A 15,478-nucleotide genomic window follows, 5' to 3' on the forward strand; every position below is an offset into this window, starting at 1 on the left:
ATACTTATTTGGTACATCCCAGATAACCAAATCTCCTCCCCACCATGACATCATCCCAAAAATCCTCCTACCTCTCCCCATCTCCCACCAGCGAAACAAAACTCTTCCATACCCTCTTCACACCCAACGAAGTTGCCGTAAAAGCCACTTTGCTGATCATCCATGGTATGCAGGAGCACAGCGGAAGATATGCTGAAATCGCAACCTATTTTGCAGATCAGGGAATAGCAGTTCTTACCTATGATCATCTGGGACATGGAAAATCGGTGAAGAATAAAAAAGATATCGGGTTTTTCCAGCTGAAGCAACCGGATGAAAAACTTGTTTCCGATGCTGAAGCCATGGGTGATTATCTTATACAACAGTATCCTGCTGTACCCCATTTTGTGCTTGGCCATTCTATGGGATCATTTGTGACACGCTGTCTTCTTCAGAGAGCCGGAGGTAAGTTTAATGGAGCAATCATTACAGGAACCGGAGGTCCTTTGGCAGGTATTAACCTGATCAACGGCTATCTCTCGTTGGCCAACAAAATAGCACCTCATTACTCTACGTATCTCAATACCCTTTTTAATACGGTCAATAATAAACCTTTTAAGAAAGACAAAGACTTCAGTGATACAAGCTGGCTGAGCCTGAATCCGGCCAACAGAAAAGCTTTTGCTGAAGATGAGCTCTGCGGAGTTCCTTTCACCAACAATGCATTTTATGCTCTGTTCAGCATTTACAAAAAAGCCACGGCAAGAAACTGGGCCGCTTCTATTCAGAAATCCTTTCCTCTTCTGTTTGTCAGCGGACAGAATGATCCTATCGGAGATTTCAGCAAAGGGGTGATGAAAACCTTCGATTATTTAAAGCAGGATGGTTTTAAAGATATCAACGTCCAAATCTATCCCGAAATGCGCCACGAGATATTAAATGAGGAAATCAGGCAAGAGGTTTTCAGTGAAATATCTCAGTGGATTTCAACACATTTATAAAGCTAAAATCTGTGTGAGATTTCTTAATCAGTTTGACGTTGCCATTTGTTGAAATAAGGCTTTTGGTCATCGCAAAGGCGCAAATTATTTTCTAATTCAATTGCTTTAAGGCGCAAAGATTTTATCTCCGCTAAAATTCAATACCATCGAATATTTACCTATCCAAACTTGCCGAAAATCTTCGATTTTCTTGCGCCATACAAACACACTTTTAATAATCACTTGCGCCTTTGCGATAATCCAACAGTAAATACTTTTCACGCTCAAACCTTAGGTTTTAAAAACCTATAAGGTTTAAATCAACAGCCCATACAACACAAACATCAGTGAAATCTGTGAAATCTGCGAAAGCATAAAAACATCAACAGAACATTTTTTAACCCAAAACAATCTCCCTCTCCACTCCTATCTCATCCAGAAAGATCTCATCATGGGAGATCACCAGCAGTGTTCCTTTATAATCCTTAATTGAGGCGGTTAAAATGTCTATATTCTGCAGATCAAGATTATTCGTAGGTTCATCCAGAATGATCATATCAGGAGCTTTACTACTGATAGAAAGCCCGCACAGAAGCAGCCTCAAACGTTCGCCTCCACTTAGAACCCCACATTTTTTATCCCAGGTTTCCTTTCCAAACAGAAATCTGGACAGCAGCGTTTTCACTTCGGATTCCAGCATCGCACTGTCATTAAACCCCTGAACAAAATCATAAATACTGATATTCTGACCGATTAGTGAATATTCCTGATCAACATAAATCGTATTAAAGTCTGATCTCGTAATTTCTCCTTCTGACGGATTCAGATTACCCAACAGCATTTTCAGCAAGGTCGTTTTTCCGGAACCATTGGATCCTTTAATTGAAATTCTCTCTCCACTACGAATATCAAGGCTGATATTGTCCTTCCAAAGAGTTTCGTTTCCATATTTGAAATTAATATCCTCTGCACTTATCAGTATTTTACCGGAATGAAGATTGGAAGCATTAAAATTCACTTTCATCTGGTCTGAGTTTTTCAAGGAGGAACGTAAGTCGCGAAGATCACCGGAAATCCCCCTTATCTTTTCAGCATGAACGCCTTTTAGCCTGGAGGTATTTTTCTCAGCATTATTGCGAAGCGTATTCATCATAATTCTGGCTACTCCTGACTTTTCCTGCTTCTGTTTTCCCCTTGCATCCAGTTTTTGCTTCCGTTCAATGGTTTCTCGTTCTTTTTCCTTTGCTTTTTTCAAAGCCCGTTCTTTCGCATGAATATCATTATGAAGAGCTTCATCTTCTATTTCTTTCTGTCCGGCATAGAAATCATAGTTTCCACCATATGTCGAAATCCCCTGATTGCTTAATTCAAATGTAATATCAGCAAGATTAAGCAGCGTTCGGTCGTGACTCACCATAACAACCTGAGCATTCGTTTTTTCTATAAGATGGTATAATAGCTTTCTACCTTCAAGGTCAAGATGATTCGTAGGTTCATCCAGTACAATAAGGTCAGGATTATTGATCTGAATTCCAGCCAGGAAAACTTTTGTTTTCTGGCCTCCGCTCAGGCTTTTCAGTTTCTGGTTCAATTCCAAATCTTCGAGTTTCCAATAATGCAAGGCACTTTGACAGCGTTCTTCAATCTCCCAGTCGTCATTTAAGATTTCAAAATATTCTTCGTCCACTTTACCACTGGTGATCTTTTGAAGAGCATTCAGTTTTTGGTCAATGGTAAGACATTCTGAAATGGTAAGATGGTCAAAGTTCCCGAACATCTGGGGAACATAATACATATCGCCTTTGACGGTAATGTTCCCTTCTGATGGCTGAATTGCTCCGGCAATCATCTTCAGTAGTGTAGATTTCCCCACGCCATTGCTTCCGACAAGCGCCGATTTTGTATGGGATGGTATTGTTAAATGGATAGAATTGAACAGAAGGTCTCCTCCCGGAAACCCGTAGGACATATTTTGCAGTAAGATCATGATTTATTTCTTGGTAATAATTAAACATCAGCAACACATCGGTCACTGTTTGATAACATCGAAAAGAAATTAAATCCTACATGTCTGTATAATTGGGTTTTGGAAGTGCAAAGATAGCAAATTCTTCCCAATCCTCTTTTTCCTGATAAAAAACATATGACTTTTTCCCAGATTTCATGGTCTACTAAAATTTTTCAGATCAGAATTACCCTCCTTCTCAAAGACGGTTAACTGTAGAATTGAAGGGATAGTTGAGTGTAATTACAGATTTCAGATCCACATTATTTTTATTCTATTCTATTTAAACGGGGCATTATGAAATCGGGTACAAAAGTAGAAAAGATTTTGATCAAAAATCCGTAACTTTGCCAACTACTAAAATTTTTTATGGAAAGCATTAAAGTTCACGACAAAACTTTCGTTCCTTATTTGAAGGACGCCGAGATTCAGCAAATTGTAAAAGAAACAGCTTTAAAGATTTATGAAGACTACAAGGATGAAGTTCCTGTTTTCATCGGGGTTCTGAACGGGGTGATCATGTTCTTCTCAGATCTTTTAAAATATTATCCTGGTGAATGCGAGATTGCTTTCATTCAAATGAGTTCTTATGCAGGAACTGAGTCTACAGGAATCGTTTACCAGAAAATGGAACTGACTAAAGACGTGAAAGACCGTCACATCATTCTTGTGGAAGATATCGTAGACACAGGAAACACTGTTGAAAGTTTATTCAAATATTTCACAGAAACACAGCGTCCGAAATCTGTAAAACTGGCTTCATTCCTATTGAAACCGGATGTATACAAGAAAGATTTCAAACTGGATTATATCGGAAAAGAGATTCCAAATAAGTTTGTTCTTGGTTACGGACTTGATTATGATGAGTTAGGAAGAAACCTGGCCAATCTGTATCAACTGGAAGAGGGACAAATCAACCATTAAACGCTGTTGGCTACTAGCTGATAGCTTTTAGCCTAAAAAAGTAAAATAAAGAAATTAATTTAATAACTTAAAAACGCTAGAGGCTAAAAGCAGATTAGACCAATGGTAAAAGCCAAAAGCTAGCTGCCCATCGCCAGAAGCCCTTTAACATTATGATAAACATAGTTCTGTTCGGCCCTCCAGGAAGTGGAAAAGGAACACAAGCTCAAAACCTGATCGAAAAATTCAACTTAAAACAGATTTCAACAGGTGACCTTTTCAGATACAATATGAAAAACGACACCGAGCTTGGAAAACTGGCTAAGTCTTACATCGATAAGGGAGAACTGGTTCCGGATCAGGTAACAACGGATATGCTGATCGACGAGCTTAGAAAGCCAACCGATACCAACGGATTTATCTTTGACGGCTACCCAAGAACTACGGCTCAGACGCAAGCTTTGGAAACCATCGTAAAAGAGGAACTGAACGACAAGATTGATATCTGCCTATCCTTGGTGGTAGAAGACAAAATTTTAGTGGAAAGACTTCTGAAAAGAGGTGAAACCAGCGGAAGATCTGACGACAGCAATGTAGAGATCATTGAAATCAGAATTAAAGAATATTATACTAAAACAGCAGAAGTAGCCGAACTTTACAAGCAGCAGGGAAAATATGTTGAAGTAAACGGCGTAGGAGAAATTGCTGAAATTTCCCAGAAGCTTTTCGCTGAAGTCGAAAAAATTAAATAATCGGGATATGGTGTACGGGATTGGAAAAATTCGAATCCCGTAAATCGCAACCCGCAACACAAACTATATGTCTAACTTTGTAGATTACGTAAAGATCCATTGTAAAAGCGGACACGGAGGTGCTGGTTCTGCCCACCTTCGCCGTGAAAAATATATTCCTAAAGGCGGTCCGGATGGAGGCGACGGAGGTCGTGGCGGACACGTCATCATGAGAGGAAATGCTCAGGAATGGACTTTACTTCCACTTCGATACACCCGCCACATTAAAGCGGAGCGTGGTGAAAACGGGGCGAAAAGCCAGCTGACCGGTGCTGACGGTGCTGATATTTATATCGACGTTCCTATCGGGACGATCGCTAAAAATGAAGAAGGAGAAATTATCGGCGAAATTCTTGAAGACAAGCAGGAAATCACATTGATGCTTGGAGGAAAAGGAGGAAAAGGAAATGAGCACTTCAAATCTTCTACCAACCAAACCCCAAGATATGCACAGCCGGGAATGGATGGTGAGGAAGGATTTGTGGTTTTCGAACTTAAAATTTTGGCCGATGTAGGTTTAGTTGGTTTTCCAAATGCCGGAAAATCTACCCTTCTTGCCTCTGTATCAGCTGCCAAACCAAAGATCGCTAATTACGCATTTACAACCCTGACTCCCAACCTTGGTATTGTGGATTACAGAAATTACAAATCATTTGTAATGGCTGATATTCCGGGGATCATTGAAGGTGCTGCTGAAGGAAAAGGTTTAGGACACAGATTCTTAAGACATATTGAAAGAAATTCCATCTTATTATTCTTAATTCCGGCTGATTCTGAAAGTCACTTCCAGGAGTTTAAAATTCTGGAAAATGAATTAACGGAATACAATCCTGAACTTCTGGATAAAGATTTCATCATTTCGATTTCCAAATCGGACCTTCTTGATGAAGAGCTGAAAAAAGAAATCTCAGCTGAATTCCCGGAAAACAGAAAACCGTTATTCTTCTCCGGTGTTACGGGAGAAGGCCTTGTAGAACTGAAAGATGCAATCTGGAAAAAACTCCACGGATAAAAGATGATACACTCATTAAAGAAAATAACAGCACCCGCTGTTATTTTTGTTTCATTTCTTCTGCCTTCCTCAGCATATGCTCAGGGGGGTGATTCATTCCTGGAAGCCCCCAGATTGGATGACGCTGCGCCTTTCAGTGATAAGGCTTTTTTCAGGTTTGAATTCAATAAAAGGTTAACCTACAGATTTATCTCTGATAAAAGCACAGATCAGGGTACAAGCAATGAAGTGAATGAGGTTGTCCAATACTACACTAATGACGCTGACCTGTCTGTTCTATCTTTTAATAACACCAGAAACGGTTTCATTTACAATTTAAAAAAAGAAACCAATCCTGTTCTTCCTGTTCTGATCAAAGACGAAAACAAAGAGATCAAACCCGGAAATTTCGATTATTTCAAGGGTGACATTCCCTTGGAGTCGGAAATTGCCGATATCAGGAAGAGGAAAAAAGCAAAAACCAGTCAGGTATTGGAATTGGTGGAAAAGAAAGCGGAAAACGATCTGATCCATTATAAGTACAACCTTGTTCTGAATCATAAAGGTAAAATGAATGTAGCAGTTATTGAGCTGGACATTATGAATACGGATAAAGATTTCAATAACAATATCCTGTATGACATGGAGCCTTTATTCTTCAAAAATAAAATACTCTTTGACAAAGGGGAAATAAAGAGCTATTCTTATTACAACACTGCCAAGAAGAGAACAAAGTTCTATGAATCAATAAATATTGACCCGGTGCTTTTAAGATTGTCATTCACCAAAGGCTGCTGTGTTTCATCTCTGGAGTAAATTCAATGCTGAATCTTACTCTATTTGGAATAATTATTGAAACAACCCAGAGAAACCATTCCCTATGAAATATGTACTAGGCCTTTGTGCATTTATACTTTTATTTTCCTGCACAACACAAAAAACGGAATCAAAGTATTCCAAAATTGAATATCAGGCAGGCGCATGTTTTGGATCCTGCCCTATTTTCACCATGATCGTCAATCCGGACAGGACAGCGATACTGGAAGCAGAGCATTTCAATTTCTCCAAGGATTTTTCGAAATGGGAATTTTCAAAACCGCGGGAAGGAACTTTTAAAGCGGTAATCAAAGAAGCGGATTACAACAAACTCGTTTCTTTGTTAAACGTTCTTGACATCAAAAACCTGAATGACAAATACGGATCAAGGAATATCACGGATCTTTCCACTTCATATCTGAGAATTAATTTTACAGACGGAACTTCCAAAAATGTAGAAGACTACGGCAAAAGAGGAAGTGAAAAGCTGAGACAAGTCTATCTCTTCATTGAGGACCTGAGACATAACCAACAGTGGACAAAAGTAAAATGATCCGCTTAAAAATATTTAGACTACCTTTGCACCATATAATTCCTTCACATTGAGGGAATTTTATTTTAAATTAAAAAAAAACAGTTCATTTGAATTTTACAGACCTAAACTTAATAGAACCTATTGCTAAAGCAATTGAAGAACAGGGATATACTAATCCCACGCCCATTCAGGAGAGATCTATCCCTGAAATCTTAAAAGGCAGCGACTTTTTAGGATGTGCACAGACAGGGACAGGAAAAACAGCGGCGTTTGCTATTCCTATCCTACAGAATTTATCAAAGAATAAGACCAAAAATAATCATATAAAGGCCCTGATCTTAACGCCGACAAGAGAACTTGCCATCCAGATCGAGGAAAACATTAATGCATACGGAAAATATCTTCCGCTAAAACAACTCGTTATTTTCGGAGGAGTAAAGCAGGGAAATCAGGAAGCTGCCCTGAGAAAAGGCATCGATATTCTGGTAGCAACTCCCGGAAGACTTCTCGATTTTATCGCTCAGGGGATCATCAGCCTAAAGAACATTGAGATCTTTGTTCTTGATGAAGCGGACAGAATGCTTGACATGGGCTTTGTACATGACGTAAAAAGAGTAATCAAACTTCTTCCACAAAGAAGACAGACTTTATTCTTTTCTGCGACCATGCCTTCAGAGATTCAGAAACTTGCAGACTCTATCCTGAATAATCCTGTAAAAGTAGAAGTAACTCCGGTTTCTTCCACTGCAGAAACGATCAAGCAGGCAGTTTATTTTGTAGATAAAGATAACAAGCTGAACCTTCTTTCTCATATTCTGGAGAACGAGATCGCTGATTCCGTACTGGTATTTTCCAGAACGAAACACGGTGCTGACAAAATTGCAAGAAAACTTCAGAAAGACAATATCTCAGCAGAAGCCATTCACGGGAATAAATCTCAGAATGCAAGACAGAATGCCCTGAATAATTTTAAGTCCGGAAAAACAAGGATTCTGGTCGCTACAGATATTGCTGCAAGAGGTATTGACATCGATGAGCTGAAATATGTGATCAATTTTGAACTTTCCGACGTTTCTGAAACCTATGTTCACAGAATCGGAAGAACGGGAAGAGCTGGTGCTGAGGGATCTTCCATCTCTTTTGTAGACAGTCTTGATCTTTTAAACTTAAGAAGTACAGAAAAACTGATAGGGAAGAAAATTCCTGTGGTAAAGGATCACCCTTTCCATACCGACAATCTGGTAGCACAGAAAAGAGATTCCAACAACAAGCCTATGGCAGCTGGAGGTGGAAGACCAAGGTCTCCGAAGCCTCAGAATAACAACAATAACAAGCCGGCCGGAAGCACCCCTACAGGATTTAAGAAACCTAAGAATAAAAATTTCACCAGAAAAAAATAATTGAACAGATGTAATACTATCAAATATATATTTGATCTTATGTTCAATCAGAAATAACAAAAGAGGCTGTCTAATTTTTAGACAGCCTCCTATTTTTGTCAAATTGATGTTACTATTGCTTAATAAATTTATGAGAAATCTTTTCTTTTCCGCCTTGCACAGAAAGGATATAAGATCCTGCCGGGATATCTGAAATGTCAATTTTATTTCTACCATCAACTGCTCTCTGGGTAAGAATCTGTTTACCGGAAACATCAAAAACATTCAAAGTTAATGATGTACTAGCTTTAGTACCAAGGTTTACATTAATCTCATTTTTGGCAGGATTCGGATAGATACTGGTTAAATTATCCATAGTTATTTCTTTAGATGAATTTACCTTTCCTGAAGAGGTTTTAACAGTAGTACCAGCATTAGCCTTACCCGTCACAATCAGGGTATAATTCTGTGAACCTCCGGTTAATGTACCTTTATGCTTTATGGTCACCGCATATTGCCCTGCGGGAAGTATTCCGGCATCTATACGTTCAAAGTTATCGCTGTTATTATCCCTCTTATCATTGGTCGATCTTGAAGTAAGAGCCCATGGGTAATATATGGTTCCATTTGAGCTGTTAACGATACGAAGATCAAGGTCATTAATAAGTCTTTTTTTTGTGCTGTTAAGATCTGAGGAAGATGTCTGTACAGTTCCCTTACGGTCATACCATGAAATGGATACTTTTATTGGATTAATACCATCAGAACTAATATTCACTGTTTCAGTGGATCCATTTGCAAGGCTTTTGTCAGAGATAAGAGCTGTCGTATTGCGATTATTAATTGTTTCAGCCATTTTTTTTGCATTAAGTAATCCCCATCCGAAATTTGCATCAGGACCAACTGTTCCGGCATCATCAGCGGTGTGCAGTGCCAGTCCTTTTAATGCTGCTCCCAGCATATAATTTCCGGTTAGGTTTTTGAAATGCTGATTGACTAAAACCAAAGTTCCTGAAACATTCGGAGTTGCCATCGAAGTTCCGGAAAAAGTAGCATAACTGGTGTTAGAAGAAGAAATAGGAGAATAAACTCCTGTGCCATTTCCCGCAATATCTGGTTTGATGCGAAGATCATCCGTAGGTCCCTGGCTACTTGAAGCGTTAATAGATACCGAAGTCAGATTTCCATTTGTGTCAATAGATGCATCATTCGCGTTTGCTACTACAATCGTATTTTTAGCAGTCGAAGTATCCGTTAAATTATCGTACACAGTAGTAGATCCACCACCTAAAGGTGTTCCATTATAATTTTTACTGCCATCATTTCCTGCAGAATTACAGATCAAATAATAAGGCGAGTTGAAAAGAATTTCATCCCATTTAGCTGATTGGTCAATATAAGCTCCAAAATACCAATCATCCAACGAACTTCCAGTCATTCCATAAGAATGACTGGAGATCAAAAGACCTTGAGCAGCTACCGTGGCCATTTCAGAGTTATCATTATTCCATGTATATGATTTAATTTTAACTTTAGGAGCCATCCCCTTTGCATTAGCATCAATTCCTGAGGCTCCAATTGTCCCTGCAACATGTGTAGCATGTTGGTTACTTTGCGTGTCGGTATTTGGATTTCCATTGTCTCCTATACTCACACGGCCTCCAAATTCCTGATGACTTAAACGTACACCATCACCATCCCATACATTTATTTGCATTCCTTCTCCGGAAAGATTAAGCCCCATACCACCACCGCTGTTCAGATAATTTGCTCTGGTAGATTTGGCTGCAGCAACATTATCATTCGTATAATAAATTGGCTTACCATCCTTTATCATCCTTTATCATCATCAGCTCAGACATAGAGCCATCCTTGCCATAAACAATTACAGGAATATTATTTTTTTTAGCAAATTCCAAAGCTTCACTTTTCTCTTTTGTAAATTGCTGTTCACTTTCTTGTGCTATCTTTTCAAGCTCAGAAGTATTAGTTTCTCTTAGGATCCTGGCTACATCTTCACGGCTTTGGGCATTTATAAAAGTTACCCCAGCGACCATAAGGAGGCCTGATAAAATAATCTTTTTTCTCATAGTAAATAATTAATGTTTGTTTGTATTTTTAATAAAATGGATGACTTGAAATGTGTTTATTCCACTCTGTTTCAAAGATATTATTTAAAGGAAATTTTCAAACAGCATTCAATACATGTTAACAATAATTATTTATAAAACACAAAATATCAACCATTTAAATACAGAATAGTTAACAATTAAAGATCTCATATATGTGAATTTAATATTTAAAATCACTTTATGTTAATCTTAATATATTGCAAGATTCAGCTTTTAACGATCCTATATAAATACTTAAAAATCAAAAAGAGCTAAGTAAAAGATTGAATTCAAAAAATAGTTTGGTATTCTTAGGAAATATAATAGGTAGGATTTTTTTGAAACTGCAGAAGAAAATCTCAAAATTTCAAAGCTTTTAGAAAAGCTATAAATCTTGAAAAAACAATACCTGCTATTACTAATAACAATAATTTTAGCCCTTGACAGTTTTCTTGATAATTAATCAGAAAGTCTTAAAAGTGGTTAAGTATTTTCTATTTCCTTCCGAACTGAAAAGCAATAAGCAATAATACTGAAAGGCAGGCAGGCCGCCAGATAAGTGGTTGAAAAAAGGTTATCCTGAAAACCCAATCCAAAAAGCAGATACTTTTCCAACACAAAACCGACCATCGTAAAAAAAACAATGTATGCTGAAAAATAGAATACATCATTTATTTTTCTTACATAAAACGATACCAACACAGCTGCTGCAAGAAAAACCAGCATAACAAATTTATTGCTCTGCCCCTGAAGAGTCAGTGGGTTGTACTTTATAATATAATTAAGATCTTTAGCAGGAAAAAAAACAGTCAGTAACAATACAGTTATGGTCACAAGAAATGCTGCCACAGTTTTTATTTTACTTTTTGTATCTGTTGCTAAAAAAGGTTTCAGCAAGAAAATAATCAGTGGAATAACGGCTACACTGCGGGTAAGAAATAAAATACCCAGGCATATGCCCAAAAGTACAGGTTTCTGAAAATAATTATCTTTAAACTTACTATGCCAGAAAAGGATAAATGCCGCTGCGAAAATAAAAGAAGAAATAAAATCACTCTTGCAGACTGCTTCATAAATGTAGGACAGAGATATCCCCAACATCAATATCGCTGTAAACCTGATCAGATTACTTTTAAATTCAAGTATAACAGCGTAAGAAAACAATAGAAAAGCACCTACCTGAAGATAGCCGACATTTCCCAAAAGATAGGCGGGAAGAGCCAGCAAAAGCTGACCGGGAAGATAAGATGATAAATTCCCCATGAAATTACGGATATCATAAATATATTTCCCATGAATCCAGTAATCTAATGAAAAATCCAGCGTCTGCCAACGGTCTATATTCAACTGATACGGATCTTTTAAGATATGGCATAAAGCGATATACCCCACTCCTAAAATACCCGTTAAAAGATAGACGAATTTTACATTGCTTTTTTTGGCCAACAATTCATTCTTTCTCATAAAAAACAAGAAAACATGAATAGCTGTAAAGGCAACAATCAAAATACTGAGCGGTATAACTGACTGCCGGATGCCGTATTTGGTCAGGAATAAAAAATTAATCACAAAATAGACTGCAAATAGCATAAAACTGTTTACCGTGCCGTTTTTCGTATAAGTTAAAATTTTATTCATCTGAAATTCTTAGTTTCTAAAAATTCTTACTGCATTTTCCGTCGTAATTCTGTCAATTTCAGAAAAATCTTTACCGTAAATATTGACCAGTTTTCCGGCTACCAGATCAAGGTACGAGCTTTCATTTCTTTTTCCTCTGTGCGGAACCGGAGCCAGATAAGGTGAATCGGTTTCCAGAACGATTTTATCCAAAGGAATTTCATTCAGAAACTGATCGATCTTTCCGTTTTTAAAGGTCACTACACCCCCTATTCCCAATATGAAATTAAGATCAATCGCGTGTTTTGCCTGCTGTAAATCTCCTGAAAAACAGTGAAAAATACCGCGAAGTTTCGGATGTTTTTTTCTTTCCAGCACTTCGAATGTTTCATCAAAGCTTTCTCTGGTATGGATGACGATAGGAAGGTCTTTTTCTATGGCCCAATCGATTTGTTGTTCAAAAGCCTTCACCTGGATATCAAGCGTCGTTTTATCCCAGTAAAGATCGATCCCAATCTCTCCTATCGCAGGAAAATCTCTTTCGTCCAGATAGTTTTTAACGGTTTCAAGTTCCTTTTCCCAGGATTCAGGCTTTACATAACATGGATGAAGCCCCATCATAGAAATGATCTGTCCCGGATATTCTGTTTCCAGCTGAAGCATTTTTTCATGGGATTCGGAATCGATCGCGGGAAGATAAAACTTCGTGATTCCTTTGTCTACAGCCCTTTGGATGGCTTCTTTTCTGTCTTCATCAAATTCTTCTGCGTATAAATGGGTATGTGTATCAATCATTTTCTTAAAATTTTAACAGATCTTCATAAGGGTTTTCCAGTTCCATCAGCAGCCCGAAAGCCGGCTCCGTCTTTAGTCCCTGTTTCTTAAGTTCTATTATTTTATGTTTAAAATCTTCTCCTTTTTCCTGTAATATTCTGTATTCTGCAATCATATGACGGTAAGCATTCTGCTCGAGTGACGGCTTATTCTGTCCGAAAATCTCTATTGGAAATTCTTCCAGCATAAAGTTCAGGACAATGCTTTTTTCTCCGCGTACCACTATATTTTCGGCTTTTATATCAGTATGTCCAGGCATTAATCTGCTCATGGCAATAACATCTAAAAAGTCTTCTTCAAATTCAAGATCTACCTCGCAAATAATATCCAGATCGCTGCTTTCGATATCAATTTCGATGGGAATCGTTCCTGCCAGGACTGGAGAATACGGTTTTAATTTTTCAAAGACTTTATATTTTTTAAGAACATCATAAGCTCTTTTCTGTCTTTCGTTGCCCGATTTCAGATATTCAATATGGGTGAAATCAATCATTTAAAAATATTTTATGCCTTACTTTATCCCTCTGAGCTTCAATTCTTGCAGTAAGCTTTTCTCTGAACTCAATATATTTCGGGTCTTTGTCATCTTCTGTTCTGTGTTCCAGCGCTTTATTGATTTTAAAGCTTTCTTTGATAAAAGTCTTTGTCGCATCTGAAAAATAGGCTTCCCCGAACTTATCAAAAATGTAATTGACAGCCTGTGAAGTCGGATGAATCAAATCTTCCTTGTAAAAACGGTAATCGCGCAGATCGTCCATTAAGATCTCATAAACGGGAAGATAATGACAGTTTTCCAGCTGTAAAAGTGCTTCATGCACGGCTGTGATCAGTTTGGATTTACTCAGTTGGTTCTCAATCATTCCATCTTTGGTATGACGTACCGGAGAGACCGTAAACAGGATCTGTACATCATCACGACAGATATCTTTCAGATTTAAAACCGTATTGTATATTGAATCTGTAAGTTCCTGATGCGAAAGCAGTCTTTTTTCAAAAAACTTCTGCGGGATCTTGTGACAATTGGCGGCCACCTTTTTCTTTGGAATGAATTCATAAATAAATGAAGTTCCATAGGTGATGATGACCCAACCAGTATCCTGAAGAAAGCGGTTTCCCACTTCTATTCCAGCATTGATTTTATCCAGAGTCTGGTGGATATATCTTCTGTCGAAGCTGCTGTGATGGTCCAGGGAGATAAATTCATCATTAAATGTGATGAGCTCATCTTCCGTATAAAACTCGGAATCATGAAGCCTTTTGACCGCATTACTGATCGAAAAAGGATTAAAGATAGTCCCGAAAGGATTGTTCACCGTCTGAAGCTGTCCTTCTCCCAGTAAATCCGTCATTTCCGAAGCAAAACAGGATCCTATTGAAAATATTTTATCTTCAACATCAATCTTTTTTTCCGATGGGGGAATGTTTACTTCGGTTCTGAATTTCATGAATTGATTTGATAATTTGATAATACGATGATGTGATGATGTAACCAAATCATCAAATGACCACATCACATTACCGCATTAACTCTCTCTTCTCAACAGGTAATTTGCCAGTTCAGCAAAAGGTTTTTTCTTGTCTTCCGGTATATTGATCTTCTCCAGGTAGCTCTGTCCTATCTCATTGTGTTTCTGGATCAGACGTAATGCTTTCTCATCTACTTTCGTTCTTCTGAAGATCTTTTCTACACCGTATACTTTATCAATGTTATCGGTTTTTTTACCGTACCAATGATCCAGTTCCTTTCTTTCTTCGTCTGTAGCATGTTCTCTTGCTAAAAGGTACAGAATGGTTTTTTTGTTCTCGTAAATATCTCCGGCATGTTTCTTCCCAAACTGAGCCTGGTCTCCGAATACATCCAGATAATCATCCATAATCTGGAACGCGATACCAATATGTTTTCCGAAATTGAAAATAGCTTTGGCATCTTTAAAATTAGCTCTTGCAATAAGCGCTCCTATTTCAAATGATGATGCACTCAGAACTCCTGTTTTGTACGTAATCATTCTGATGTAGTCATCATACGTTACGTCTTCCTGCGTTTCAAAATTGATGTCATACTGCTGCCCTTCACAAAGAAGAAGTCCGGTATGGGTAAATATTCTGATGCACGCCTTGAAGATTTCAGGTTCAAGATCTTCAAAAAATTTATACGCTTTCAGCATCAGTCCGTCTCCGGAAAGAATCCCGACATTGATCCCGTGCAGGGTGTGGATGGTAGGTTTATTTCTTCTTAAAGGTGCCTCATCCATAATGTCATCATGGATCAGGGTGAAATTATGGAAAAATTCGATTGCCAGCGCCGGTTTTATCGCCTGTTTCAGATCTCCGCCGAACAGGTCACACGCCATCAGTACCATAATAGGACGAAGACGCTTTCCGCCATGGGAAATGATGTAGTTCATCGGATCATAAAGTTCTGCAGGCTTGTCTTTAAAAGTATACTTCGTGATGGCTTCAGCAACGATCTGCTGGTATCTGTCTAAAAATTCCATAAAATCTTATAATTTGAACAAAAATACAATTTTTCGAGGCTT

General features: G+C 38.0%; 15 protein-coding genes. 7 read left to right on the forward strand and 8 right to left on the reverse strand.

Annotated features, from left to right (window positions below; genetic code table 11):
• Positions 1-44: 44 nt before the first annotated feature.
• Positions 45-980, forward strand: coding sequence for an alpha/beta fold hydrolase (locus tag LC419_RS02490; protein WP_223605867.1), 936 nt, complete (start codon positions 45-47; stop codon positions 978-980).
• A 376-nt stretch (positions 981-1,356) separates the two neighbouring features.
• On the opposite strand, the gene LC419_RS02495 is transcribed toward LC419_RS02490, so the two are convergent.
• Positions 1,357-2,946 (reverse strand): ABC-F family ATP-binding cassette domain-containing protein, encoded by a 1,590-nt coding sequence (locus LC419_RS02495; RefSeq protein ID WP_223605868.1) that lies wholly within the window; start codon positions 2,944-2,946, stop codon positions 1,357-1,359.
• A gap of 387 nt (positions 2,947-3,333) precedes the next feature.
• Here LC419_RS02495 and LC419_RS02500 point away from each other — a divergent pair, with 387 nt between their 5' ends.
• The 6 genes from LC419_RS02500 (at position 3,334) to LC419_RS02525 (ending at position 8,400) form a co-directional block, all read left to right on the forward strand.
• A complete protein-coding gene (locus LC419_RS02500; protein ID WP_223605869.1) occupies positions 3,334-3,888 on the forward strand; it encodes a phosphoribosyltransferase in 555 nt (184 codons plus the stop codon).
• A gap of 152 nt (positions 3,889-4,040) precedes the next feature.
• A complete protein-coding gene (locus tag LC419_RS02505; RefSeq protein WP_223605870.1) occupies positions 4,041-4,619 on the forward strand; it encodes an adenylate kinase in 579 nt (192 codons plus the stop codon).
• 67 nt (positions 4,620-4,686) lie between these two features.
• Positions 4,687-5,670 (forward strand): GTPase ObgE, encoded by a 984-nt coding sequence (obgE, locus tag LC419_RS02510; RefSeq protein ID WP_223605871.1) that lies wholly within the window; start codon positions 4,687-4,689, stop codon positions 5,668-5,670.
• A 3-nt stretch (positions 5,671-5,673) separates the two neighbouring features.
• Complete coding sequence (locus LC419_RS02515; protein ID WP_223605872.1) at positions 5,674-6,465, forward strand: hypothetical protein; 792 nt, start codon at positions 5,674-5,676, stop codon at positions 6,463-6,465.
• A gap of 64 nt (positions 6,466-6,529) precedes the next feature.
• The gene (locus LC419_RS02520) at positions 6,530-7,018 is read left to right on the forward strand and encodes a DUF6438 domain-containing protein (protein WP_223605873.1); all 489 of its coding nucleotides are present in this window, start codon (positions 6,530-6,532) and stop codon (positions 7,016-7,018) included.
• Between the two features lie 89 nt (positions 7,019-7,107).
• On the forward strand, positions 7,108-8,400 hold the full coding sequence (locus LC419_RS02525; protein ID WP_223605874.1) for a DEAD/DEAH box helicase: 1,293 nt from the start codon (positions 7,108-7,110) through the stop codon (positions 8,398-8,400).
• 112 nt (positions 8,401-8,512) lie between these two features.
• Here LC419_RS02525 and LC419_RS02530 read toward each other — a convergent pair whose 3' ends face one another.
• From LC419_RS02530 to LC419_RS02560, 7 genes are all read right to left on the reverse strand, one after another.
• A complete protein-coding gene (locus tag LC419_RS02530; protein ID WP_223605875.1) occupies positions 8,513-10,216 on the reverse strand; it encodes a S8 family serine peptidase in 1,704 nt (567 codons plus the stop codon).
• A complete protein-coding gene (locus LC419_RS02535; RefSeq protein ID WP_223605876.1) occupies positions 10,200-10,469 on the reverse strand; it encodes a hypothetical protein in 270 nt (89 codons plus the stop codon). Before LC419_RS02535 ends, LC419_RS02530 begins: the two co-directional genes overlap by 17 nt.
• A gap of 504 nt (positions 10,470-10,973) precedes the next feature.
• On the reverse strand, positions 10,974-12,128 hold the full coding sequence (locus LC419_RS02540) for a hypothetical protein (RefSeq protein ID WP_223605877.1): 1,155 nt from the start codon (positions 12,126-12,128) through the stop codon (positions 10,974-10,976).
• A 9-nt stretch (positions 12,129-12,137) separates the two neighbouring features.
• Positions 12,138-12,902, reverse strand: a complete 765-nt coding sequence (locus tag LC419_RS02545) for a TatD family hydrolase (protein ID WP_223605878.1) — start codon at positions 12,900-12,902, stop codon at positions 12,138-12,140.
• A gap of 4 nt (positions 12,903-12,906) precedes the next feature.
• Complete coding sequence (locus tag LC419_RS02550; protein WP_223605879.1) at positions 12,907-13,434, reverse strand: DUF4269 domain-containing protein; 528 nt, start codon at positions 13,432-13,434, stop codon at positions 12,907-12,909.
• The gene (locus tag LC419_RS02555; RefSeq protein WP_223605880.1) at positions 13,427-14,386 is read right to left on the reverse strand and encodes a GSCFA domain-containing protein; all 960 of its coding nucleotides are present in this window, start codon (positions 14,384-14,386) and stop codon (positions 13,427-13,429) included. Before LC419_RS02555 ends, LC419_RS02550 begins: the two co-directional genes overlap by 8 nt.
• 78 nt (positions 14,387-14,464) lie before the next feature.
• Positions 14,465-15,436, reverse strand: a complete 972-nt coding sequence (locus tag LC419_RS02560) for a polyprenyl synthetase family protein (RefSeq protein ID WP_034728908.1) — start codon at positions 15,434-15,436, stop codon at positions 14,465-14,467.
• Between the last annotated feature and the right edge of the window lie 42 nt (positions 15,437-15,478).

Origin of the sequence: Chryseobacterium sp. OSA05B (assembly GCF_019970065.1) — a bacterium.
Classification (GTDB): domain Bacteria; phylum Bacteroidota; class Bacteroidia; order Flavobacteriales; family Weeksellaceae; genus Chryseobacterium.